Here is a 25,738-nt window from a genome sequence, read left to right as displayed (position 1 = left end):
AGTTTTTAAGTCGTTTTGTAAATTTGCTTTTCGATGGCTTTTAATTCGGTTTCTTCGCTTGAATTTAACTTGATGTAAATTAAATTTTCCTGCATCTCATTAAGTACTTTTTCTGCTTCAGGTTTTTTATCTAACGCCAAGTTTAAATTCATTAAATTGAAGTAAATAAACTTTGCAATTTTTGCGTTAAAATCGGCTTTTGGATCTTTAAAATCAATCTTAGTTAAGGTTTCTCTCCAGATATCAATTCCTTTTTGCATTCCGGTAAAAGCTGCGGCATTAATTTGCGGATTTTCAGGGCTTAATTTTTTCAAATTAGTTGAAACATAAATATGTGCTTTTTCCAAATCATCATATTGCCCTTTGTTTTTAACATTCTGAAGTCTTACACTATATCGGATTGTTTTAAAAGCAAATGTTTCATTTAAATAATCATTGATAAAAGCTACGACTTTTTTCAAATGTTGTTGTTCTTCACGAGGTTTATTGATATTGTTCGTTGGAGACGAACTAATGTATTTATATTCCTGAAAAAAGATTTTATTTATTTTTTCTTGCCCATTTTGCTTTACGATAAGTGTTGTAGGCTGATTGGCATACGTTTGTCCTGAATTATCCTGAAAATTGGTTTTTTTGATGTCCAATAAAATAGTCAGATAATTTCCGTCTTTAGTAAAACCGTCAATGTTTACCTGAGAAGCTAAAACATTATTGTCAATAATAACAAAGTTTTGAAGATTTGGTTCGTGATAAACCGGTTTTAGTGGTGCTACATAAAGCGGTCTGTTTGGAAGAACAAGTCTAGGATTTTGATTTTTATCCTGTAGCGTTAAACGCTCTAATAAAGTAAGCTTTTTAAATTCTTCAGATTCTGATTTATACTTAGCATTGGCTTTTGCTACATCAGCATCATAATCTGCTATTTTTTGTTTAAACTCGTTTTCACTATCTGCAGTTACCTTATCAAAATTCTTTAATTCGGTTTGAAAATCAACTTTAGATTGGGCATAAACTTCATCACTTGTCAAATTGTAAGGCGAAGTAACTTTTACTGAATACTGACGTGAATTGGCGTCGATACTAATTTTTGGTTCTCTTAAAACCTGGTATTCTACTAATTCTGTTGAAATGCTTTGTGCATTTAAAGTAAAAAGGGGAAACAGAAAAAGACCTAGTAGGTAATCTAACTTCATATGATTTAGGTTTAAAATTCTTTCAAAAATAACATAATATAAATACAAAATACATGACTTATATCAAAACATAAAGTCATATTGCATTTAGACAAAGTTAGCTTTTTAAGTTGTTGATTTTTCTATTTAGATTTTTATTGATGAATTAAATAAGGGTAACTGTTGTTGTTTTTGAGAGAATTCTTGTTCTATTTTATAGTTTCTAAATTATCCAGGTCCGATAACCTATAAAATTTTAGGTTATTCAGTTTCATGTATTTGCATAAAAACTCTAAAGTTTCAATTCTTGTCTGATAATTGCCGGTCAATTTTTTAACGGGTTTGTGGCTGCATAGAATCAATATTTTATTCTTTTTCTTGGCATCATCCAATAATTCCAAAAGATAAGGAATGCTAAAATGAACGTGACTATCGTCAATATCAAAACCATAAAGAAATTTAGAATTTCTAAAATAACAACCCTCTTTTTCAGGAACATCTTCGCAAAAAGCTCTTCCTCGGATCACTTTATATTTGGCTGACAATGCTGCATCAAGTGCGTCAGATCGTTCGCCGTAAGGATAGGCAAACGATGTAACATTAAAGGATAATCTTTTCATCGAAGCCATCATGGGGTCTATTTCCTGTTTCATATACTCGTTAATCCCATGTGCTGCTACAAATTTGACGGCATTGTAATGGTGGTATCCGTGACCTGCAATTTCGTGACCTTCCTTTTGCAATTCAAATAGTTTTTTGATTTGTGGTGCACCAATAGAATCAATTCTGCAAACACAAAAAGTAGCTTTCCAATTGTATTTTTTCAAAACTTTATCGGTATCAAACCATTCATCTACATAAGCATCATCAAAAGAAATAAGTACTCCCGCTTGATATGGTTTTGGTTTTTCCGCTTTCTTTTCACAAGAAAGTAATGCCAAAAATGTAGAAACTAGCAAAATTTTAAATAAAGATAATTTCATGGATTACTTTGTTTTATTAAAGAATAGGATCGACATTCAAATTTAATCTTTTTTGCTTCCATATTTTACGGATTCGCGTTTTAAAGAACCAAAATCACACGTATATATCCTCGAGTTCGATAGCGAGGATTTGTACACGAGCGAAGTGAACTGATACAGTAATCCATGCCCACAGCAATATGCCATAAAGTTAACACACAAAAAAAGCTGCAAGAAAATAATTCCTGTAGCTTTTTTTTATAAAATTGAAATTACGAATCTTTGTGGGATTGATTACATCCGAGCGATAGCGAACTGACGAAGTAAATCCGAGCTATCGGGGATCTTCAATCTCTACCAGCTTAGGTACTGATAAAATCTGTATAGTTATAACAGGATTTATTTAATAATCTGTATAGTTATTTCAGGACGGGTCATACACAAAACTGCGTTATAGATAATGTATATTAAAGCCTAGTCAAAGGCATAGATAGTGTATGAATAATTTATGAAAAACTTTTGCACCTGATCCGTTTTTAAATTTCTCAGTTTACTACAAAAAAAAACTTCTCAATTTCTTGAGAAGTTTTGTGGGCTGTCAGGGACAACAATCGAACTCCTAATACCGATTTTGACTTTTTTTCAAAGGTTATACGTTTGAAATTTTTTTACAAAATTAAGCATTTTATCGAATATTACTTTGAAAAAAAATATCGAGTCCAGCATTTTATCTTTATTTATAGATAAGGTGACGGATGACTGTTAGCAGTTCGTACGTATTTACTCAGTTTGTTCAGATGTGCTAGGATTACTTCCCCCGTACATTATCTCAAAAGTAATCACAAGTACAAACAATACTATAAAAATCGTCGATAAACTCGTTAAATTTTTCAAGATTATCTGCTCAATATCTAAAAGACTTTCTATAAATTTAATAGAAATTATTATAAAAGGAAGTTTATGGAAACAAAGGAATTTACAAGGAAAGAATTATATGATTTGGTGTGGTCAACATCACTTAGTAAGCTCACATTGCAATATGCTTTTTCAAATGAAGGTTTAAAAAAACTCTGTAAACAATTTGAAATCCCTATGCCTGATAATGGCTATTGGATGAAATTGAAGTTCAATAAAGAAATTGAAAAGCCAAAATTTAATCCACTTTTTGATGGAGAAGATAAAATCATATTAACTTTACGAGGAGATGGGAATCTCGTTAACATAGACCAATCTCCGCTTACTATAAGAACGAAAGAAATCTTAAGTGATCCTAAATCCCCTTTAATTGTTCCTGAAAGATTAAGTAATCCAGATGTTTTAATTCAAAACACTATAGCATTTCATGAAAAAAGAAAGATTGATCATTATTATAGGGATGAAAAAATTGATACTGTTTCCATTTTTGTAGTTCCCGATAATTATAGTAGAGCTTTAAGAATTATGGATACGTTTATAAAATTACTAAGATACAGAGGGCATTCATTTAGAAGAGATATAAATAAAAGAGGGCCACGTATTGTAGTAAACGATGTTGAATTTCATTTTGAAATAAGAGAAAAGAATAAAAGAATCCCTTCGGATAAACCTTATGAATCATCCTTAAAATCTTTAAATTTTTTCAAGAAGAGATTCGAATTCTATACCAAGTGGGTCACGTTTTACCTTAAAATATTACTTCCCACTTTTTCATACACTATTCATACACTATCCATGCCTTTGATATGCCTTACCTATACACTGTGTCCAGTGAGTTTTAAGTTAGCCTTTCTTCAATTAAATTTTTCCAAATGATAAAACCTTTTCTATCCGTGGAATAATCGTGAAGTACTTTACTGAAATTATCAGGCGGATTTTCTATAAAAGCTTGTCTGCCGTTATTTCTAATGGTATTTAGGTAGTTGTCAATCTGCTTTAATATATCGGGAATAAATTGTCTGTCTTTGTAAAAATGCCAAATATAGGTTGCTTCTTCTGTATTTAAGGTTTCTAAAACAATATGAAATCCCGTTTTTCCCGCTAGAAGGAAAACAAATGAAAATGGATTCAAAACAAATCGGATTTTAAGAATAGTTCTCTCGTGATGCTTGGCTAAATATTGTAAATGTATTTGGTGTTTGTAATTTTGATTCCGCAAAAAATCATTCAATAATTCATCTCCAGAATCATATAATTTTTGATTGTTTTCATTCTGCAATTGATTAATATCAAGCAAGTTTTCTTGACCTATTGTGTTTGTTTTGCCTAAGAATGCCTTCGCAATGAATTTAAACTTCACTCCTTCAATCAATTTTTGAGTTATTTTTTCTAGATCATTGGATAGTGCCAATTGTGAAATCAATTTTCCGTTTTCAAATTCAGCGTGAATTATAGCAGTAATGTTTTTAATTTTGAGTGTCTTAGAGAAATAATCTTTTAAAACTTCAAATTCCGGCCTAATTTCAAGATTTTCAATATCAAATTCAAGTTCTGTTTTAATTTCAGGTACATTGTGTTTAAAAGCAATACTTCCGTATCTAAATTCAAGTTTTTCAAAAGAAACCTTTATTTTTTGATCAATTATGAAAGAATCTTTTGAAACAGCAATTTCCTCTTCGGGTTCATCAAATAAGGTAGCTAGTTTATCTATTTTTCTGTAATAGGTATTTCTCTTCAGAAACATTTTGTTTAAGTAATCAATCTTGATGTCTCGATAATCGTAAATAGTTGGAGCTATTTCCGATCGTTGGACTCTACCGATGTATTGAATTAATTTACCTTCAAAAGAAAAAGGATAAACAAGAAATAGACAATTGGTGTTTTGCAAATCAGTTCCTTCACCAAAGAATTGCCCAGTGGTGATTAATACTTGATAATTTCCTTCCTTTAGTAATTTCCATTTTGAGTTTTTGGCACTTTCAGAATCTTCACCACTTAAAGTGATCACTTCGTAAGATTGTTTTAAATATTGATTTAGCGAGTCAATATGTTCTTTACGTTCTGTAATAATAACAACTTTTTTGTCAAATTTCAATTCATTAATCACATCTTCAAGAATTGATTTGTTTCGAGTAGAATCGTGAACCAGAATTTTTGATAAAGTTTCAAATTTGTCTGTTTTTGAGTTGAATGGCACATCAAGTTCAGTGTTGCGAATGATAATTTTTGGTCTTTTAGATGTGCTTATTTCGTTTGATTTTATTTCAGCAATTACTTCGCCTAAATGAATAAAAATAAGTTTACTGTCATTGTATTTTCGAAATGGCGTTGCTGTTAAGCCATATAAATAAAAGGTTTGTAATTTTGAAATTGCATTTCTAAATGTTTCAGCAGGGATATGATGACATTCGTCCACAATGATAGTTCCGAAAGCATTCAAAATTTTTCCGGTATCAGGTTTATCTAATTCTTTTGATAAACTCTGAATCATAGCAACAGTTATTTGCTTACCGATTTTGGTTTTACCTTGACCTATTTTTCCAATTTCATTTTTTGGAATTCCAAGAAAAGTTTCAATTCTTTCAATCCATTGGTCGGCAATTTGTTTGCGATGAGTGATGATTAATGCTGGTTGTTTTTTATCTGCAATAATTTTTAGCCCAACAATAGTTTTTCCTGAACCCGGCGGTGCCACAATAATTCCTAAATCTTTTTTTTCAATCGCATTAATCACTATTTGCTGATGTCCTAGGAGTTGTGTATTGAATAAAAATGAAACTTCTTTTAATTTTCTCCTTTCATCCTTGAAATCATATTCAATTTTATTGTCTCTACAAAATCGAATTATTTTACCAATAAAACCTCGAGGAATAATTACTTCGTTTTCCGTTTCTTCAACTAGTTTGAAATAACGTTCTGTCCCAAAAGTATTTTTTCCAATTTTCTTTTTGACTAAAAATTCCGTATTTAGAAAATTTAATTCTTCTTTCAGAAAATTAATTAATGCAGTTGAAATGGCAAAGCGATTAATTTTTATGTCGTTTGCTAATCTTATAGTTAATTTTTCATTGTGTGATTTTGGAACAATCGAAGCAAGAATATCTTGTTGTGCATTATAAATTTGATGTAGTTCATCAAGTTTTATTGTCGAAATTTTTTGAATATTCTTTATAAAATCCCATTGATTCGGAATTGGTTCTAGACTTTTCACATCAATAAAACAACTGTTTCCTTGTTCGTAGGTTTTCTTATATAACGGAAGAGCTATCAAATTGCCAAATCCTTTTCCGGACAAAAAATCCTGATTGGGAAACATTCTGTCAAAGCTGGAGCTCTTGTCAAATAAAGAAAAAATTCCTGTTTGCTCTAAAATTGAAATGAAAACCTTTCGGCTTTTTATCGCTGGATAAGGTTGCTCAAAAAATATCCAAACGTGTCCGCCTTTACCCGAACGAGAACGTTCCAAATAGGCAGGAATTCCCTTTTCATTACAAGCATTTATAAATTTTTTGCAGTCTTCTAACCAATCAACTTTATCAAAATCGGCAACAATAAACCAAGAAGTATTGTCTTTAAGCAGCGGATAAATTCCAATATGCTGTTCGCCGTTTAAGTGTTTTTCAATTTCCCTTTCAGAAAGTAGTAAATGCTCCTTATCCAAATAATTTTGAAAAGTGCCACCATTCATTTTATGAACTCGGTAACGGTATGGGTCATATAAATAGGCTGGCATATAGCCACTTTTGCTTCCTTTTTCCCATCGAACAGCAAACACATCTTCTCTTCCTGTAAAAACAGATTTAAATAGTTCAATGTTATTTATGGGGTTTGATTGCATAGTTTATATTATTCAAAAATTTATTTTTAAAGAAATCAAAAGTGAATTAATTGCTAGATCTGCAGACCATTTTTGTGTGTTGGATATAATATATGTTGCAATTTATCAAATGCTTCTTTGTGCTTTTGAGTGGGCATCTTTTCAAGATTTATCATTTTCCAAAGCACAGAAGGAAGGTTAGCAATTACGGAAACATTTTCCATTTCAAGTAAATCCCAATCAGGAGTTTTGTTTTTGAATGACAAAAGAAATCTCTTTTCATTGTCTGTCATTTGAAAATTGATTTGGTGAATTAGATTTTCTCTAGCTTCTTCCAATTGTTCTAGAGGAACATCTACTTCAGCCATTTGTTTAAACTCTGTTTCATAAATTTCAGTAATATCTTTTCGATTTGGAGCTAATAGTTCTGACATTGGTCTTTGATGACTTATTAGAAATATTAAGAATGTTTTTCGTAAATTATCTGTTAGCCCTTCGTTTTCGAGAAGAAATTTTACATCAAATAAATCTCTCGGATGTTGTCTGTCTAAAGCAGCACATAATTTACCCGCATATAAATCGGGAAGTGATACTACTTGCATTTCTACATATCCAAATTCTCTTTCTACTTCTTCTATAGCTTCCATTCTTTCTTCTGGAAAAACCGTTCCTCTGATTACCGGAGATAATTCTACTTTAATGCGTACTTCTCCTTGACTTACAATTAAGCGTAGTGCATCGCTTTGTTCGTGAGCATCTTGTACTTTACTTCCAGGTATTTTTTGCTGAATCGATTTACTTATTCTTGATAAAGCTGCTCTAATATTTATCAAAGCTGTTTCTCGATCATCCATTGGTATGTATAGTAAATCGATGTCAACCGAAAGACGAGGAAGTGCTCTGTAAAATAAATTAATTGCTGTTCCTCCTTTTAGCGCAAAACATTTTTCGGTGTCCACTAACGGTAGAACACGAACTAAAAGTTGTACTTGTCTGCGGTATATATTGTTTGCATCTATAGCCATTCTGGAACTGTTATTTTATATTTATTATCTAATTTTCCACCTTTTATCAGCATTCTGTTTCCAGAACCTAATGTTATGTTTTCTCGATTTATTTTACTCAACCAAACATAATTTTGACGGTCTGCAAACCAAAAGAAAAGCCGTTTTACTTTCACATTTTGACAGCATTCCAGGTTTTTTTGGAGATTTCTAGGCGATAATGTTGTTAGCCCCTGCATTAATTGATCAGCGTGTTCAAAAGTTATTTTTTGTGGCACGTCTAATAACACTTCTAAATATGCCCTTTCTGGTGAAGATATGATCAGTTTTCTATTGTCATTATCCCAATCTCTCTCTACTGTAAAAGGTTGTAATAGTTTGTTTTCTTCTAATTTTTTGGCAAATAAACTGTTGGTAGTATGTCTTACAAATTTTACATTCAAATCTAAATTTGTAATCCATTCAGGTAGTACATCATTTCCAAATAAATGCACTATTTTATATTCTGATAATGACAAGTAATGTGATAATCCCTGTATTTCAAGTGCAGTTAAACCACCTACAACAAAATCTGTTTTCAAGATTGACTGCAAAGAGAAAACTACTGACTGCCAAGATATTTTACTGGCATTTCTAACATAAACGCCCTTACTTATGGATTCTAGTTGGTTACTTTTTACCAAATTGTCTATTGCGTGACGGGTTAAGTTGTTTTCCGTAAGCCACTTATGAGTGGTTACTAAACCCTCGGGCATTATTTCGTACAACTCTTTTCTTCGCATTACATTTACAGCCATAATTTAAAAGTTTTGCTAATTACGGCGTTAATCGCCGTTATACAAATATAATATAAATTATTTTATTTGCAAAATACAATAATAACGGCGATTATCGCCGTTATTTATAATTTTATTAAACTTTGTAATTATTGTCATTTTTATTATAAACGTAGTTTGTAGATTCGTCATTGTAATTTAATTCAAAAGGATTCACAAATTTTTAGTTGCTTATCCAACATTTTTTTTCAATGATCCCTTAAGGTTCGAATGGCATTTTCAGTAAAGAAACTTTGGGGCATGATGGAGGAGCCAAAAAAGGAAAATAAATTTTCGAACAAAAAAAACTCCAATATCAAATGACTTTGGAGGTTTTTAAATTATGGTGTATCAGGTTCACAGTCGAACACTTAATACCTGTTTTGACTTTTTTTGAAACTATAAAAGAATATTTTAAAAATTGAGAATGTTAAAAAAAATATGTTTCCAAGTTTTATGCTTAATCCTATTTTTAAGACTAGTGTCAACAAATAGACTTAAAAGTTTTGAAAAAAAACAAAGCCACTGTCATCCAGTGGCTTTGTTTGTCTTTTATGTGGGCTGTCAGGGACAACAATCGAACTCCTAATACCGATTTTGACTTTTTTTCAAAGGTTATACGTTTGAAATTAATTGACAAAAGTAAGTCTTTTATCGCATATTACTTTGTAAAAAAATATCGAATTCAGCATTTTCTCTTTTTATAGATAAAGCGATACATAGCGTTTGATCTTTTGGTGATGTGGCGGATTAAGGAAGCACAATTTTTTGGGTAAAATACTAATTTTATAAGTACAAAACCAACTTAAAAGTAAGTAATTCTGCAATATTCCCAAGCAGTTATCCCTCCTTCTTATTTTTTCAGTGGTTGTTAGTCTGTTTATTCTCGTGTCGTTTTGATTTTGGAAAAAACTGCAAAGATGTTATCAGATGCGGTGGCTTATACTTTTTCTAATTTTAAGATTTTCCATTTGTCTTCAGAAAAAATTGCTGTTGCTGTAATATTACAATTCACTGTTATTTTATTTTCACTTAAAAGATTTTTATGTTTTAAGTGAAAATAAAATAAAATCGAGGGTTACCTTTTTACTGTTCCCTTATTAATGAGTATAAACAAATAAACATTAACAATTTTAAATTTACTTATTATGAAAAATTTACTTTTCCTTATCGCTTTTTTATTTACTACAGTTTTATCTTTTGCCCAAGTTTCCGTTAGAGGATATTACAGAAGTAATGGCACATATGTTCAACCGCATCAAAGAACAGTGCCAAATTACACCCGAAATGACAATTATAGTACCATTGGAAATGTGAATCCATACACTGGAGAAGCAGGAACAAAACCGAGAGACGGTTACACGACGACAAGAACTACTTCTAGTAATTACAGTGCTCCAACTTATAGCAATACTAGTACTTATTCGGCTCCTACTTATACTCCCACATATACAGCACCTACAACAACTTATTCAACTCCAAGTTATAGTACATCTCCAACCATCTATACAGGGCCAAGAGGCGGAACGTATTATATCAACAGCAACGGAAACAAGTCATACGTTAACTAAAATTAAAAAAAAGCTCTAAATCAATTATTGTCAATCTCTTGCCAACTGTTAGCAAGAAATTTAAAAATTACTTAGCATGAAAAAATTACTCTTCTTATTTGGCATCTTCTTATTATTTTCCTGTTCCAATTCTGATGACAATACCAATTCTTCTAATTCAGATTTTCATCCTCCAGCTTGGATTCAAGGCGTATGGGAACAACAAAGCAGTCTCCCAGGAGTCGCCGGTGTAACATTTAGCTTCTCAACAAATGATTTTTGTTTCACTAATTCAGGCATTGCCAAACAATGCCAACAGGATTACGTAAATCAAATGAGACAACCTGGCAATTCTGTTACTGTAACAGAAACTACTACGGAGACTACTTATACTGCCGAAATAAAGTATTATGCAGGCCAATCAGTGATTTATTCGTTTAGAAAATTGGCCAATAATAAAATTGAATGGACAGCTGTTAGCGGTTCCGTTTTTATTAAACAGTAAGTCTGTAAACAATAACAATCTCTCGAAATAATTTGAGAGATTGTTATTGTTTTTATTCTAGGCCATAAAGGTGATTCTTTCTGTAATTGGGGCTTAATCAAAAAAATAATTCTTATTTTGTGACGATTAAATACGACTTGCAAAATATTCTATAAATGCCACAAATTACTACAACAAAGTTTCAACATTTGACAGATGCTGAATTAGTAAAACTGATACACCAAAATCAAGATTACCTCGGAGAAGTTTACAAGCGATGTAAATCGTATAGCATTCAGTTTATGCGAAAAATGACCCATGGAACGAAAAGCGATTATGAACTGGATGATGTTTTTCATGATTCGATGTTGGTTTTGTATGAAAAAATCATCAAAGGGGATTTTGAATTAACCGCATCCTTACAAACTTATTTGAATTCCGTTTGCCGTTTTCAGTTGTTAAATAAATTGGGCAAGGAGAAGTTGTATTCTGATTATGACGCTGATGGTAGAAAAGATGACGACGATGAAAATCCAATGGGTTATAAATCCAGTATTACCGATTCTTTGGATGAAATAGAAGACCCAAAGGAATCGCAATTTACGGCAATTGAACGTGCTTTATTGACGATAAAAGAAGCTGGAGGTCATTGTTACGAAATGCTGACTTTATTTTGGTACCATAAAAAATCAATGAATGAATTGACCCAGCATTTTGGGTACAGTAATTCTGATAATACTAAAAACCAAAAGGCAAAATGCCAAAAACGATTAGAGAAAATAGCTTTTAATGTATTGAATGCTTAGAAATGAAAACAGCTATTGAAATTGTAAAAAATATCGTTTTCCCCCAATTGGAAAAAGATCCAAAGTTTTCCTTGGAAAAATGTGATGCCGTTTTTTGGAAAAAATTAACTACCGGTTTATTACATATTGATGAAGACACAAAGCCGGTTTATGTTTCTATTTATAGTTTAGAATTATCTGATCCTGAAAAGGTAATATCTAAATTATCCGTTTTTTATTCGAAATTCATAAAAGATTTGGCCGAAAGTTATGTGTTAGGACGGTCGTCAGGAGCAACGGAATATTTGCTTAAAACCGGTAATGCAATTTTTTTAAAGGAAATACAGTTTTTTCAAACATTGGAACAAGCCATTAAAAAGGTGGAACGACAACGAATAAAGGAAGATTTGCCAAATTCGTATGATCGCCTGGCTTTTGAACTCTCTGAAGATGACATTATCCGTGTTGCGAAAAAACAAGGACGTGAAGACTTGAAAGCTAAGTTTAAGCAATGGGATAGCGAATTAGAGGAACAAGATTCTGTACCTGTAATTTCTATGTTGACCAATGAAAAAGAGAAAACGAAAGTCATTTCTTTGTCTTGGATGAAATATGCCAGTATAGTTGCAATTTTTATTATTGGATTTATGATTTGGCAACCTAATAAGTTATCTAATGAGAACCTTTTTTCCCAATATAATTCTGACGAATCAATTATCCAGTCTATAGATTATCAAAAAATGGCAACAATTTCTGAATCAGGAGACGTAAGAGGAGGAGAAATCTTATTCCAAAATTATACAAAATCAGAAACTGATGAAGCAATGGAAGCGATTGAGTTGTTTAAAAACAACAATTTTGAAAAATCAAAACAATTGCTGATTACTTTAAACCCTAAAGAAAAAAACAATCAGCTTTTATTGTTTCTAGCAATAGCCCAATTAAAAACAGATGAAGTAAATCAAGCAGTTTCTAATTTAGAATATCTTAGTACAATAGCCAATTATGAATTTGCAGATGAAGTAAAGTTTCATTTAGCTTTGGGCTACATCAATCAAAACGAAAAGAGGAAAGCAAAAGATTTATTAATTTCTCTAGTTCATACAAATAGTAAATATTCAAATACAGCACAGGAAATTTTAGACAATATGAGATGGTTTTAAATCTTGATTATGTTAAAAAGAAAGCTACTACTATTTTAAATCTATTAGTATTTCTGTTTGTAATGTATTTGGTTATCAACTTTTTATATTTGATATGGTACATTGCTAATCCAGAAGGTTTTTGGGGATTCAACTATTTTTGGGAGTTATTGCGAATAGCTATTTTTGCACTATTCATATTAGTTTTTGTAATCATCATTATTGGTTTATTGATTTCCTCATTAATTTCAATTTTAAAAAAACAAGCTAATAAGAAAGAATTCATACAACTATTTGGAGTTTTATTATTGGGGGTAGTTATGTCTATTTTTAACTATTTTTATTCTTCAGGTTTTTCATTATATATCTCGAAAAATCTTTCTGATAAATATAGTAATCTTAATAAAACAGAAGAATATTTACAAGAAGGTGATAAAAATTCAGCTTTTGAATATGCAAAGTCATCCTACGAAAAAGAGACAAATAGGAGTGAAATACCAAACTATCTTTTTCTTACTAAGCTATATAGTAAATCGAATTTTGACAGAAAACAAAAACTAATAAACAAATATTCTGCATTAGTCAGCTATGCTCATTGTTTAAAGTCAGACCAAAAATTTATTTTAAAATCTGAATCGTTATTTAATGCAGGATTGGAATTGGTAAATTCTGATTTGTTAAAACAGGAGAAGAATAATTTAGCAATATTTCCAACTCTTTCATTGGCCGAGATTAATTTGCAAAAAGGAAACTATATCAAGGCGGAAAATTATTTCAGCAAACTTAATGAGCTAAATAAAAACTCTGACCAAGAAGATGTTTATTATATCATAAACAGCAACATGCTCTTTGGTGATCAAGCTTTAAGGGTTGGAGATATATCTAAAGCTATGAGACTTCAATTAGAAAATCTTACGCTTTATGAAAAAACGGATTTAAGTAAAACTTCATCTAATTATTTAGGCCTCCTTTTGCTTGCCACGGCAAGTGAATTATATTTTCAAAATTTTGAAAAAGCTTCTGGTTTATTATTAAAATCCATTCCTATTGCTGAAAAAAAACAAAAGAAAGCAATTTACAGTCTGTATTTATCTACAAAAGCTAGCTACTGTTATTCTTCTGCATTAAACAATCGTGGAAATGAAGCAATTATAGATAAAAACTGGTGGCAAAAAGTAAAAGGATTCTTTTCAGATAAGCCAAATTTGAATGACGAACTATTTAAGGAATCCGAAAATTGTTTTAAAGAATTAGTACAAATAACCAAAGAAAAATCAGGAGGAAATAGTTCTGAATATCTGGTGTCTTTGAATCAATTGGCTAGTTTTTACGGTAGCATAGGAAATTTTCATTTGGCACAAAAAAATTACAATGAAGCTTTGTCTATTTTAAAACCGAATAAAGAAATAAATAAAGATCTGTATTATAGTACTTTATTGAATTCGACATCTGTTGAATCGAATAAAAATGCAAATCAGTCTACTCTTGAAGAACTTGAAAAATATTATTATCAAAAATTAACGGATAACTATTTTTTTCTTACCGAAGATGAGAAAGTGAGTTTTTCAATAAATACTGAAAGAAAATTTGAGATAATAAACAGTATTTACATTAATGTAGGGAATGAAAAATCAGGAACGCATTTGTATAATAATACTTTAGCTTTAAAGAACATTGCCTTGTATTCCAATCAAAATATTCGATCTTATTTGAATGTTGCTAATTCGAATTTAAAAAAGAGCTATCAAAGTCTTTTAGAAGAAAAAGAAAAATTGCTTCATACTAAATCGAAAGAAATCGAATATAATTTAAATAGAAAACAAAGAGGCTTAATAGAACAAATAGCATCTGATTCAAATTATCACTTTATAGATCCAACTGCAATTAAATGGGAAGACATTAAGAATTCACTGGATGAAAAAGAAATTGCTATCGAAATAATAAATGTTCCAGTAAACAAAACAGGAAAGAATGACAGAGGTTATTTCGCATTGTTGATAAAAAACAATTCCAATTTACCAGAAGTTATTCCATTATTTTTGGAAAGTGAATTGTCAAATATTCTAAATAAGAAAGGTGACACTAAAGAAAGGATAAATTCTATTTATCTAAAAAACAAAGAAAAATTAAGCAATTTGATTTGGAAAAATATTGAGAATAAAATCTCCAGCAATGACAAGATTTATTTATCTGTAAGTGGCCTGCTCCATTCCATTTCATTTCCGGCATTATTGAATGAAAAAGATATTGATATTACTTATTTAGGAAGCACAAAAGAACTTATAGAAATAAAAAAAGGAACTTCAAAAAAGTACAGTATCGCATTATTCGGAAACATAAATTATGGTGAGAACAAAAACCATGAGAATTTAAAGTCACAAAACAGAATTGGGTCAAATAAATTAAAGTATACTTTTTTGCCATACTCTAAAAACGAAGTTAATCGGATAAAGTCAATTTTTGAAGCTACGGCTGAAAAGAAAGTTTCAGTTTTCTCCCAGAATGTCGCTTCTGAAGAAAATTTCAGAAAACTTAATGGTCGTAATTTTGATATCATCCATATTGCTACCCACGGATTTTATAATGCTTTTGGTAGTGTGTTTAATGGGTTGGATGATAATAGTATCGATAATGTTCTGCTAAAAAGTGGTTTGATTTTTTCTAATGCAAACAATAATTCTACAGATACTAAAAATGATGGAATATTAAACTCTTTTGAAATTTCACAAATGGATTTGTCGAATGTTGATTTAATTGTTTTATCTGCTTGTGAAACAGGTTTGGGTTCTATTAAGGGAAGTGAAGGCGTTTTTGGACTTCAAAGAGCATTTAAATTGGCTGGAGCAAAATCTATGATTGTAAGTTTGTGGCAAGTTCCCGATAAATCTACTTCTGAATTAATGGTGCATTTTTATGAGTTTTATTTGAAGGGTTTTTCAAAAAAAGAATCCCTTAAAAAAGCGCAGAATATCATAAAAAGTAAATATCAATTGCCTTATTATTGGGCTGGATTTGTGTTGTTGGAGTAAATTTTTATTTTTTTATGGGTTACCTTTTGAAGCATTTGGTATAAATAGAAAAATAATAAACGCTTTTACCTTAAAAGCATAATCTTTTAATTTTTTTAAAATATGAATACCTCTGAAATAATTTTAAAGTTTGAAAACAATATTCAAACACTTTCGATTAACCTAATCGCAATTGATTTTACGACCACTATTGTCCGCAATCATGGTATTATCAACAATCAGTCTCACTTGTTTTCTATAAAACACGAACAGTTAAATACTGTTTTGGATTTAACCGAAATCACACCCTTTCAATTGATTTACTTTAACGAAAATAAGGAATTTATCGGAGGCTCATTCAGTTTGGGAAGTCCTGAACATCTGTTTTCTATTCAAACAACGGCAAAACATATTTTATTAATCCCTTATAAAGAAAAGATTGAACTTGATAAGCTTCTCAATTTTTCGTTTAATTAAATTATTTCCTTAATAAAAATTAAAAATATGATTGACGAGAAAAAAGAAGATGTTTTTAGAACTTGGGATCAATTTATGTTGTTGCTTGAAACAACAAAATTGATTTCATTTAATAATCCTATCCTAGTTGAAATTGAACTCATCCAATCCGAAAAAAAGAAAAGGTGGGAGCAATTTTATGAAAGAAAAACATGGGAACCTGTTTTGGATTCAATTACTTCCGAACGCGCTAACGAAATACATATTGAATTGTTATTGAAATGGGAGGAACTTGTGATACATTCTTTTTTGTATCTTCAGGAAGCAAGAAAGAGAGGTGGTACAATTGGGCATAAAGTAGGCCCTATATGGTCATTTCAGAAAGAGCAAAAATTGAAATACGCAGAATTATTGCTTAAAATGAAAAGTAACACTGTTTAAAAAAAATAAAATGAATAGAGTAATTGAATATACAAAATCTCTCGCGGAACCGTTTCAACGATATGTAGATATTGGATGGAGCGAACTTACTTATGATTTCGATTTATTGAATATTTATGACCGCGAACAATCTTATCTTGATTGGTATAATGAATTAAAAAAATGTTCTCTAGGCTACCAAATATCAGTATTAAATTTTCTTTTATCTGAATTTGACGGAAGCAAATCCGAATATGATTTTGTGACAAAATTAAACAGCAGGATATCTGATAATTTTGATTTATTAAAAAGGTTCAATAATAAATGGTTCGACGAAGATGCTCCATTATTTAAGGGTTTAGACTTTGGATATTATGATAAAGCAGATGAAATAATTGAATCAACAGAAAACGAAGACGGCATAAGATTGCAGGTTAAATTTGAAGATGGTTCTCTTATGAAATTCTTGGATGATAATGATCAAATCTGCTCGTATTATATTTTAGAATCAGAATTCGAAGATTTTGAACGTGAAGTTGAGAGTTTTATTAAACTGTTTGGATAAAATAAGCTTTTTTAATTAATTATTCCTAGGTGGGTTTTATGATGTTGGAGTAACTTACAAGATTCTTAAAATTCATTATCTTCCAAAAAAACAGGAAAGCGGAGAATATGTTTCGGTAAAAACAGAAAATACATTTTGGTAAATAGCCGTTAATGTTGTCTACAACGTTGCTATTATTTTAATTATCAAAGAATTTGCATCAACATATTCAATAATCTATATTAATTGTACCATTTTCCGTTGGAAATTTTATTAAATTGTGCTTCATGTTTTTTGCTTTAAATGTAATAAAAGTATTATTAGGAAAATATCAGTCTATTCTAAGTACAGCCATAAAAATATTTTTTCCAATAAAATAAAAAATTAGCTAAAAAATACTGCTTTTGACATACTAATTTCCAATATTGGAGTAGTATATTTTTAAACCAGTAATTTTAGTCAATTCTCTTAATTGTGAAGTATCATTAATTTGATTATCATTTAAATGTATCATAATCAAATTGGTCAAAGCTTTCAATGGTGTAAGATCAATTATTTGTTTACATTCCAATCTTAACCGAGTTAAATTGGTCAAAGATTTCAGTGGTGAAACATCAACTATTTTATTATTACTTAAATTTAATTCAGTCAAATTGGTCAAAGCTTTCAACGGGCTAACATCAATTATTTGATTATCATACAAATCTAATTTAGTCAAATTGGTCAAAGCTTCCAATGGAGAAACATCAACTATTTTATTATAATACAAATCTAATCTAGTTAAATTGGTTAAAACATTCAATGGTGTAACATCAATTATTTGGGTCTTGGACAAACTCAAGCGAGTCAAATTGGTCAAAGCTTTCAATGGTGTAAAATCAATTTGATTATATTTATAATCATCATATTTATTATTATAACTCAAATCTAACACAGTCAAATTGGTCAAAGCTTTCAATGGTGAAACATCAATTATTTTATTTTGATACAAATCTAAAACAGTCAAATTGGTCAAAACATTCAATGGTGAAACATCAACTATTTTATTTTTACTCAAATCTAAATTGGTCAAATTGGTCAACGCTTTCAATGGAGTAATATCAATTATACTAAGATGACTCAATTTTAAGTCGGACAAATTGCATAAATTTTTCAATGGCGTAAGATCACGTATACCACCATGCCTAGTATTTCCACTCAAATCTAACACTGTCAATTTGGTTAAATCTTTCAAAGGAGTAACGTCAAATATTTCATTTTGATTTAATTTTAAGTCTGTCAATTTAGTTAAATCTTTCAATGGAGTAAGATCAATTATTAACTTTTCAGTCAAATCTAACACAGCCAAATTTCTCAAAATCTGTAGCAATTCAGTATCTGATTGGGCTTTTTCAACTCCAAGCAAATATTTCCATTTGTCATCCAGACTATTAAACCATTCTTTTCGGGCGGATGCCCCTCTCTGGCTGTCTTCGTATATAAGATTATCGCTATCTACGTTTAATAACCCTAATAATTTCTCTCCAATAGTAATCTGTCTTTCAAAATTAGCCAGGGAGTTATTAATTGGAATTATTTGATTCTTGTTATTCTCCATAACTGACTTTTTCGTATTTATTTTTTAAAGCTTCCAAGACACTGGCATATTTTTGTTTAGAGTTTAGAAAATGAGTTTCCCAATCATCCAAATTCGAAATTTTTTGATATGTATCGCTTAATTTTAATTTGTGAAGAGCTTCTTCCAATGCTTTTCTTTTTAATTCTAATTCCTGTTTTACTATAAGCAATTTGTCTTTTTGGGTAATGGTTTCTCCCTGTGATTTAAAAATTCCTTTTTCAAGGTTTGTTAATATATCATTTACTTTTTCAAGATCATTATTGTCGTAGGCTGTTTTTAGTTCTGTAAAAACTCTTTGTGCTTGTTCTTTTTGTTCATCGGTTACTTTATCTGGGTGACACAGTTTGGTTGCTCTACGGTAGTTTTGTTTTAGCTCTTTTAGCTTATCCTCTGTAAGTTCAAATGGTTTTGGCCCTTTTAAATTTTCTTCATGTGCTTTGGAAAAATCATCGTAATCATTGGATGCTTCATCGTATTCTTTTTGTTTTTCCTCGTTATTTTTGTCTTGTTCAACATCGTATTTTGCCAATTGTTTTTTTAGAAGAAGTATTTTTTTAATCAAATCACCAAGCTGTATATTGTACTCAGATTGGTAGCCAGAGATAAGTTTTTCTATATCTGTTTTTTCATCCTCTAAACTTGAAACTTGGAATTCCAATCCTCTAATTTCCAATTGCAAAGCCGGAACCATAGGATCATTGTAAATTGCTATTTGTTTGTATTTCCGAGTAAATTCTTGAATTGCATTCACAGCATTACTATATTCTCTCTTTTTACAAAGATTTAGAATCGAAATAATTGTAGTTATTTTTTCATCATCTGCTTTTTTGGGTAATAAACTTTTGATTTTATCAGACTGATAATTTATATCTTCTTCGTCTTCCAATCGAATAACATTTAGCAAGGTTTCTAATCGGATAATAACCTTTCCCCAATCGACTTCAGTATTTTCTTTGTTGAAATACTTATTGATGATTTTATCAAATTCCTGATTAAAATCTAATATTAAATTATCATCATCTTCAATAACGGTAATACTTTCGTGATTTGACTTTGCTTTTTGTGTCCAATTATAAGAGCCTGTAATAAGAACATGATTGTCAATTATACAGAATTTATTATGCATTAAAGCTTCATATCTATAGCCTGTACCTATCCAATAAACATGTCCCCCACTTTCTTTCAGTTGTCTGAAATTAATGTTACTATCTTGATTTATCTCATGATTAGCAATTATTAATTCCACATCAACTCCACTTTTTGCTTTTTCACAAATTAATTGAAATAATCTTTGGTCAGTAAACCAGGCTACAGCAAGGCGAATACTTGTATCAGCTTCTTGCAATCGGATTTCAATTTGTTTATGTATTTTTTCGAAGTATGCTTGTGATTTCATATTCTTGTTTTAGGACTACTTGTTCTTTAACAGGTTATTACATTCTGTTAAAGAAGGATCTGCTTTTGTTATTTCTTTTTGAATCTGCTTTTTTTCTTCTTTAAATATATCAATTCCTTCGTTGAGCAAATACTTTTCCAGTTTCTCGTAAAGTTCTATTTTATCTTGTATCAGCATGAGTTTAGTGTTTTTAAAAGTACCGAATATTAATATATAATCTAATTTTTAGATTGTATTTTTTGACAAAATTTCTAAATTCAACATCACTGAATAAAAAGGCTCAAAATCTTCTAATTACACTCAAAAACTCTTTAACAATTTGTTATATTTCCTGATATCGATCGGATTTCACATTGGAGGGTTCAACTAAATATAATCCTCTATTAATTTCCAACCTGATAGATTGTAGGTTTTTACTTTTTTGATAATAGAATATCTTTACTTTTAAATTTAGAGTGTAATATTTGGATCAATCATTTCGGATTGTTCTAACATAATGGTTTCGTCTGAAAAGACGATTACCACTCTGTTTTGCTGGAGCAGTTCCATCAAAATTTCTATCAAACGGATAATCGCTTTTTTCAGCACTGTTTCCTCAATTTGGAATTTTGGATATTGAATAAAATCCAAAGAAACGGAGAGCTCTTCCTGTCCTAAACAAACAATTTCGCATGTCGTTATTTTAGTACTCAAAACAACGTCGAACTCCGTTTTTATTTGTTTCTGAGCTGTCAATAATGCCATTTTGAAATCGCTAATTGAGATCAATTCATTCGAATAGCCTTTAATTAGTCCAATGGTTGCTTGGGCTGTAAAAGTTTGTACTGTAATTGAAATGTTTTTATTTTTATATTTTAGGAAATGAATTAATGATGTTTTCATAACAATTTAAAAGTTATATTTTTGAGTATAAACTAGCGAAACAGGTTTATTTCTTTCTCCACATACAAATGCTAATTGACCATACTTTATTGCCAATTCATTGGCTTTTTCTTCTGTACAATTTTCTATGAAAAAACTATCTTCTTGCCATTTTTTATCTTCGGAAATACCTACGCCTATTTTATATTGTAAGTCCAAAGCCATGATATCTTCCTCTAATTCTAAATTTCTACGTTTATTTTCTGCCTCAGAAAGAATTTTCGGTAATGGATTCCTAGCTGTGAGGAATACCCAAGAATTCAAATAATTTAATTCTGGTATTGTTTTAGCGATTCTTACATCAATTATGGGAATGCTCAGGATTCTAAAAGTTGTATTTAGAAAGGCCAGATGTATATTTTCTATATTCATACAAATAGTTTGGTTTTTAATGAAAACATCATAAGTTATTTGTGCTCAAATTAACAATTCAATTGTTTTCTTATCGATTAATAGCAAAATACAAGAAAAGGTAACCCAAAAATATTATCTTTTATCCTTTACCACTTTATCGAAAGCAATTAAGTTTGGAATAACCTTTTATCAACCCAATTGTTGCTTGAACATTAAAGGTTGGAGCCGTAATTGGAAGGCTATTGTTTTTATCTTCTTCGGGATGATTAAAAGATGTTTTTATATAATTTGTTGGGTAATTTAAATGTGGTTATCCAAGGGAGTTTAGCTTGTTCATTTCTTCTTTATCCAAAAAGCCATTACAAACACCAAACTCTATTAATCGGTCTTCATCAAAGTCGAAATAAAATGCTATGGACAGGCCAAAAATTACATTTTTATATTTTAAATCCTTTGTGTATTTGTAAGTCCAACGATACGCTTTTACTGTTTTCCCAATTTTACAAAACATGCATTTCGAATCGAATTGTTTCACGCCTAGTAGTTCTGTTTCTTTATGCAGGTTGTTCCAACTTTCCATACGGCTTAAAATAGTGCTTAAAACTTCCTTATAATCTTCCACAAAGGATAAATCATAAGTAATGAAAAGCTTTGCAAACAAAACTGGCTCCATCGTTTTACATGCAATTTCCAAATCGTATAAAAATGCTTTAGTGATTTCTGCTGTAAAATATTCTCTGTCTAAAATAATTGTTGTGTTGCTCATGTTTTCTTCTTTTTATGGATTTCAGATCTAACTTTTTCAATTAATACCGAATTTCATAAAAGGTAACCCAAACATGTAAATTGTTTTCAAAATAGGAATCCATTATTTTTTTATTTCAATTGAAATTTCCACAACTTTTTTAGAACAATTTTATTCTAAAAAGAAATAAGTAATTATGTGTTAAGTCGTAATTTAAATAGAAGTATTATTTTGAGATCCAATCTAGGAATATTAATTTATAAGATTATAAGGGTTTAAGACGCTATAAGCAAAGTTGTTTAGCAAAAAAGCTCTAATAATCATTTTTTAATGATTATTTAAAAGTGGACGTTTCCTTAAATCAAATGAACAAATCAAAGAAAAGAAACGTACTTTTCAAACAATACTACTTTTAAAATCCACAAAATTCTGACTCTTTTCAGGAAGATTTTTGGGAGATCTATAGGGAATAATGGTAATCAAAAACTGTCTAATTTTTTGCGCTAACTAGAGTAATAGTATCTGTAAGATTATGATTTGAAATATAATCCAGTATAAAATCTACAACTTCTTTTTTGTGGGCTGGTGAAGAAGAAAATGAGTTAAGATAAAAGTCTTCATTTTCATCAGAAATGTGAATTATTTCAGTGTACTTCTTAACAATTAGTGCACCTTTTAGTTTCAATACTTTAAGCTCTTCCTCATTGCCAATTTCCTTTTTCACACGGAGTTTAATAGTTTTATCCATTTTGTTAGTCTTTTATTATGATTGCAATATAAAGTAAAAGTATTCTCAAACAAAAAAAGAGACCCTGTTTAGAGCCTCTTTTTTGGAATTAATATATCTTTTATAAAAGCCTATTTCGCTTTTAGTAATTTTTCCAAATATTCGACTTTATCTTTTTCGGACTGAACCAAACGTTCGTAAAGTTCTACCACTTTATCTAGTGGATTAAAGTTACAAGTGTCTTGTCGCCCAAAATTATTATTTGCAACAGCCTCATTAAAGGTATTGAAATAATTAAACACACCTTCTTCTGAAAAATTCTTAATTGCTTCCACGCTTACGCCCAAAGCTTTTGCTACTTCCATAAGTTTTTCTTCTTCTATCGTCTCGCTGTTTTCCATAACAGAAACAGCCTGCTGGTTTGTTCCTAAAGCCTGCGCCAGTGCTTCCTGTTTCATGTCTTTTAATTCACGAATACGACTGATTTTTCGTCCTATGTGATTTGGTTTTGTTAATGTACTCATCGCTCAAAGATAATAATTAAGAATAAAAAAGTAAGTCCTATGTATGATATAGAGATAGTCTTGTACGGTACGGGATAAATTGATACGGTACTGCACAAGTAATCACTTACTTGCCTGTGTTAAACAAAAATACAATTTTTCAAATAATTATTAACTAAAAATTTAAAATTATGAATGCAATTGAATTTTCACAGCAAAAAGAGTTGAAGGAAGTAATTACTGAGCACATTAAAATATCTGCTATTTATTGTTTTGGCAGGCAGGAAACAGCTTATCGTTCGAGCAGGAAAATTTATCCTGACAAAGAACTGCAAAAAGAGCATAGTCATTTATACCTCTTAGTTTTTGTACATGAAACCAAAGAAAATGCGGGCAGTGATATTAGTGATAAAATAAAAGCAAAGACTCAAGGGGCTTTGACCGCTACTGTTCTTATACACCACGTACAGAGTCTTAAAGATCTCTGCCAAGACCAGAAGTTTTTCTTTTGGCAGATCATGCAGAACGCAGAGCTGTTACTTCAAGATATTAACAAGCCTCCTTATTTAAATATTAGCGAAACTCCAAAAAGGAATTTAAAATCCACATCGCATTATATAGCATGGAGGAAGAATAATATTGCTACAATCTGGGGCTGGGTATATAATGATGATGATTCTTCCAGTTCGGATGAAGTAAAAATGTCTGCTCTTCATCAAATAGTGGAGCAAATCTGTTTGTCTTTGATCCGTGTCTTTATAGGCTATACTCCTAATCATTTTACCTTGGAGTATTTATTTAATCTCTGCGAATACTTTACTACCATAACTGCAGACTTTTTCCCCCGACAAACCCGTGAAGACAAATCCATATTTAAACTTCTTAAGCAACAGCCTAATACATTACGTTTTAGTAAGGCTAACGATGTTGATTATTTATATTATCAGGTAGTGGAAGAGAGATGCAAAAATTTTAAAAACCAAGCGGAGATTTTGATACAAAATGAAATAAACCGACAAAATGAAGTTGAAAATGAACCCGAGATAATAAAATAAATAATATGGAAACACATAAAAATAAAGATCTAGACTATTTCATTGAAGAAATAACCACATGCGGTTACTTTACAACTTTAAAACCTGATGATAGAAAAAATTATCTGTTTAATGCAAAGATAGGCTTTGACAGATACTCTTCTATGCTTATTGCGGTACAGGATTTATTAAAAACCTGTCTGAATACTATTTATAATCATGAGAATGGAAACGCAACAGAGGTTGAAAATCCTATAATACATCTTAAAACCCTGTTAGAAATCGCTGTGCAATTATTGCCTATTAACGAAGGAGAGGCATTTGATGCAGTTCATAAGTTTGTTTTAAAAGCGAAAGAGTTTGAAAAGACTGATACATTATCACTGGATAAATAATTAATGATAAAAATAAAGATTATGGAAAAAGATAAAATCAAATTAAATGAGTTCATAGAGAACCCAGAGCATTATTTTGTATTACTCAAGCCGGCATTAGAAACAAGAAATGATATACACATTATTGAAATAAATGTGCAAGGATATAGAGACCTGTTTTGTATGATAATGGATTTGCTTAAAACAGCAAAATTTGCCTTAGACGGAATTGAAGTGAGTACTGAGAGTACTATAAATACTGAAAGATATGTTGGAAGTCTGCTTAGAATAATTGAAATGCTGATTCCATTGGAAGAGTCAGAATTACTGGACATAATTTACCTAAAACATTTAAATGAAAAAAAGAAGAAGAGTGATTCCAATTAACCTGTTTCCATTTGTAATTTTAATAAAACGGCGACTTTGGAGACGTTTTTCAGCCCCCGGCAGGGCAAGTTGTTTTGAGATGCTGAATTCATTTCAAGCATCTCAAAACACAACTTGCCGTTTTCTTTCGAAAACATTATTACCGATGGTTTTAATTGAAAGGGCTTGATGCCCTTTTTTTTGTTTTGCGGGTATTTAGGAATGTTATGTGTTATGATTGGTTGACCAAAATCAGCCTTGATATGACCGTGCAGAAATAGGATGGTATTGGCAGTCCTGACCTTAATGGGTTTACCTCTATAAATACCGGAGAAACTTAACTTCAATTCTATGCCGAATTGGAAAATATACAGATGCGTACATTAAAATTTAGATTTTTAGATGCATATTCTCATGTCTACTTGAGTATAAATGCAATTCTGTATGGACGTACTGATTTAAGGAAGTATTTAATCCCATAAGTAAATGCGCCTGTATGGCTGTACTTATGTACATACGTTTTTACAATTTTACTCTTTTACATAGGTATGCTTTTACGCATAGATATGAATGCTTCCTATGCTACATAAGTAAATAGGCTTTGATATACGGACATATATCCATAT

General features: G+C 30.4%; 26 protein-coding genes. 12 read left to right on the top strand and 14 right to left on the bottom strand.

Annotation, left to right across the window (positions count from 1 at the left end; translation table 11 throughout):
- Positions 1-5: 5 nt before the first annotated feature.
- Positions 6-1,193, bottom strand: coding sequence for a hypothetical protein (locus HQN62_RS18215; protein ID WP_173505402.1), 1,188 nt, complete (start codon positions 1,191-1,193; stop codon positions 6-8).
- Positions 1,194-1,381: 188 nt separating this feature from the next.
- Positions 1,382-2,155 carry a polysaccharide deacetylase family protein gene (locus HQN62_RS18210; RefSeq protein ID WP_173505401.1) on the bottom strand — a complete coding sequence of 258 codons (774 nt, stop codon included), beginning with the start codon at positions 2,153-2,155 and terminating at the stop codon, positions 1,382-1,384.
- Positions 2,156-3,094: 939 nt separating this feature from the next.
- Here HQN62_RS18210 and HQN62_RS18205 point away from each other — a divergent pair.
- Complete coding sequence (locus HQN62_RS18205) at positions 3,095-3,925, top strand: hypothetical protein (RefSeq protein WP_173505400.1); 831 nt, start codon at positions 3,095-3,097, stop codon at positions 3,923-3,925.
- On the opposite strand, the gene HQN62_RS18200 is transcribed toward HQN62_RS18205, so the two are convergent.
- The 3 genes from HQN62_RS18200 to HQN62_RS18190 are packed head-to-tail and all read right to left on the bottom strand — an operon-like array spanning position 3,888 to position 8,667.
- A complete protein-coding gene (locus HQN62_RS18200) occupies positions 3,888-6,887 on the bottom strand; it encodes a DEAD/DEAH box helicase (protein ID WP_173505399.1) in 3,000 nt (999 codons plus the stop codon). The two genes, HQN62_RS18205 and HQN62_RS18200, sit on opposite strands and share 38 nt — an antisense overlap.
- A gap of 53 nt (positions 6,888-6,940) precedes the next feature.
- Positions 6,941-7,891 (bottom strand): nucleotidyl transferase AbiEii/AbiGii toxin family protein, encoded by a 951-nt coding sequence (locus HQN62_RS18195; RefSeq protein WP_254454455.1) that lies wholly within the window; start codon positions 7,889-7,891, stop codon positions 6,941-6,943.
- Positions 7,882-8,667, bottom strand: a complete 786-nt coding sequence (locus HQN62_RS18190; RefSeq protein ID WP_173504448.1) for a type IV toxin-antitoxin system AbiEi family antitoxin — start codon at positions 8,665-8,667, stop codon at positions 7,882-7,884. Before HQN62_RS18190 ends, HQN62_RS18195 begins: the two co-directional genes overlap by 10 nt.
- Positions 8,668-9,833: 1,166 nt before the next feature.
- On the opposite strand from HQN62_RS18190, the gene HQN62_RS18185 reads away from it, so the two are divergent.
- The 8 genes from HQN62_RS18185 to HQN62_RS18150 all read left to right on the top strand — a co-directional run bounded on the left by HQN62_RS18185 (position 9,834) and on the right by HQN62_RS18150 (position 17,095).
- Entirely contained in the window at positions 9,834-10,256 is a 423-nt protein-coding gene (locus HQN62_RS18185; protein ID WP_173505398.1) for a hypothetical protein, read from the top strand.
- 76 nt (positions 10,257-10,332) lie between these two features.
- Complete coding sequence (locus tag HQN62_RS18180; protein WP_173505397.1) at positions 10,333-10,740, top strand: hypothetical protein; 408 nt, start codon at positions 10,333-10,335, stop codon at positions 10,738-10,740.
- A gap of 155 nt (positions 10,741-10,895) precedes the next feature.
- A complete protein-coding gene (locus HQN62_RS18175; protein WP_173505396.1) occupies positions 10,896-11,525 on the top strand; it encodes a sigma-70 family RNA polymerase sigma factor in 630 nt (209 codons plus the stop codon).
- A 2-nt stretch (positions 11,526-11,527) separates the two neighbouring features.
- Positions 11,528-12,667, top strand: coding sequence for an outer membrane protein assembly factor BamD (locus HQN62_RS18170; RefSeq protein ID WP_173505395.1), 1,140 nt, complete (start codon positions 11,528-11,530; stop codon positions 12,665-12,667).
- A complete protein-coding gene (locus tag HQN62_RS18165; protein ID WP_173505394.1) occupies positions 12,658-15,675 on the top strand; it encodes a CHAT domain-containing protein in 3,018 nt (1,005 codons plus the stop codon). Before HQN62_RS18170 ends, HQN62_RS18165 begins: the two co-directional genes overlap by 10 nt.
- A 102-nt stretch (positions 15,676-15,777) precedes the next feature.
- Positions 15,778-16,131: a hypothetical protein gene (locus tag HQN62_RS18160; RefSeq protein WP_173505393.1), complete on the top strand. Its 354-nt coding sequence runs from the start codon at positions 15,778-15,780 to the stop codon at positions 16,129-16,131.
- Positions 16,132-16,158: 27 nt separating this feature from the next.
- Positions 16,159-16,551 carry a hypothetical protein gene (locus HQN62_RS18155; protein ID WP_173505392.1) on the top strand — a complete coding sequence of 131 codons (393 nt, stop codon included), beginning with the start codon at positions 16,159-16,161 and terminating at the stop codon, positions 16,549-16,551.
- A gap of 10 nt (positions 16,552-16,561) precedes the next feature.
- Complete coding sequence (locus HQN62_RS18150; RefSeq protein ID WP_173505391.1) at positions 16,562-17,095, top strand: hypothetical protein; 534 nt, start codon at positions 16,562-16,564, stop codon at positions 17,093-17,095.
- 391 nt (positions 17,096-17,486) lie between these two features.
- On the opposite strand, the gene HQN62_RS18145 is transcribed toward HQN62_RS18150, so the two are convergent.
- From HQN62_RS18145 to HQN62_RS18110, 8 genes are all read right to left on the bottom strand, one after another.
- Complete coding sequence (locus HQN62_RS18145; RefSeq protein WP_173505390.1) at positions 17,487-18,671, bottom strand: leucine-rich repeat domain-containing protein; 1,185 nt, start codon at positions 18,669-18,671, stop codon at positions 17,487-17,489.
- Entirely contained in the window at positions 18,661-20,088 is a 1,428-nt protein-coding gene (locus HQN62_RS18140) for a phospholipase D-like domain-containing protein (protein WP_173505389.1), read from the bottom strand. Before HQN62_RS18140 ends, HQN62_RS18145 begins: the two co-directional genes overlap by 11 nt.
- Before the next feature lie 15 nt (positions 20,089-20,103).
- Entirely contained in the window at positions 20,104-20,265 is a 162-nt protein-coding gene (locus HQN62_RS18135) for a hypothetical protein (RefSeq protein WP_173505388.1), read from the bottom strand.
- 273 nt (positions 20,266-20,538) lie between these two features.
- Positions 20,539-20,970 carry a hypothetical protein gene (locus HQN62_RS18130; RefSeq protein WP_173505387.1) on the bottom strand — a complete coding sequence of 144 codons (432 nt, stop codon included), beginning with the start codon at positions 20,968-20,970 and terminating at the stop codon, positions 20,539-20,541.
- 6 nt (positions 20,971-20,976) lie between these two features.
- Positions 20,977-21,381, bottom strand: coding sequence for a DUF3293 domain-containing protein (locus HQN62_RS18125; protein ID WP_173505386.1), 405 nt, complete (start codon positions 21,379-21,381; stop codon positions 20,977-20,979).
- 292 nt (positions 21,382-21,673) lie between these two features.
- Complete coding sequence (locus tag HQN62_RS18120; protein ID WP_173505385.1) at positions 21,674-22,129, bottom strand: hypothetical protein; 456 nt, start codon at positions 22,127-22,129, stop codon at positions 21,674-21,676.
- A gap of 469 nt (positions 22,130-22,598) precedes the next feature.
- Positions 22,599-22,856 (bottom strand): hypothetical protein, encoded by a 258-nt coding sequence (locus HQN62_RS18115; RefSeq protein WP_173505384.1) that lies wholly within the window; start codon positions 22,854-22,856, stop codon positions 22,599-22,601.
- Positions 22,857-22,966: 110 nt separating this feature from the next.
- The gene (locus HQN62_RS18110) at positions 22,967-23,359 is read right to left on the bottom strand and encodes a helix-turn-helix domain-containing protein (protein ID WP_173505383.1); all 393 of its coding nucleotides are present in this window, start codon (positions 23,357-23,359) and stop codon (positions 22,967-22,969) included.
- 170 nt (positions 23,360-23,529) lie between these two features.
- Between HQN62_RS18110 and HQN62_RS18105 the strand changes: the two genes are divergently transcribed.
- Genes HQN62_RS18105 through HQN62_RS18095 form a run of 3 tightly spaced genes read left to right on the top strand, consistent with a single transcriptional unit; the run spans position 23,530 to position 25,133 of the window.
- The gene (locus tag HQN62_RS18105; protein ID WP_173505382.1) at positions 23,530-24,393 is read left to right on the top strand and encodes a hypothetical protein; all 864 of its coding nucleotides are present in this window, start codon (positions 23,530-23,532) and stop codon (positions 24,391-24,393) included.
- Positions 24,394-24,398: 5 nt separating this feature from the next.
- Complete coding sequence (locus HQN62_RS18100; protein ID WP_173505381.1) at positions 24,399-24,767, top strand: hypothetical protein; 369 nt, start codon at positions 24,399-24,401, stop codon at positions 24,765-24,767.
- A 21-nt stretch (positions 24,768-24,788) separates the two neighbouring features.
- Positions 24,789-25,133, top strand: a complete 345-nt coding sequence (locus tag HQN62_RS18095) for a hypothetical protein (protein WP_173505380.1) — start codon at positions 24,789-24,791, stop codon at positions 25,131-25,133.
- Here the strand turns inward: HQN62_RS18095 and HQN62_RS18090 are convergent.
- On the bottom strand, positions 25,130-25,459 hold the full coding sequence (locus HQN62_RS18090) for a hypothetical protein (protein ID WP_173505379.1): 330 nt from the start codon (positions 25,457-25,459) through the stop codon (positions 25,130-25,132). The genes HQN62_RS18095 and HQN62_RS18090 overlap by 4 nt on opposite strands.
- Positions 25,460-25,738: the final 279 nt, after the last annotated feature.

Source organism: Flavobacterium sp. M31R6 (assembly GCF_013284035.1).
Lineage (GTDB): Bacteria > Bacteroidota > Bacteroidia > Flavobacteriales > Flavobacteriaceae > Flavobacterium.
The sequence above is the reverse complement of the archived record's forward strand: the minus strand, read 5'-3'. Positions and strand labels throughout refer to the sequence as shown.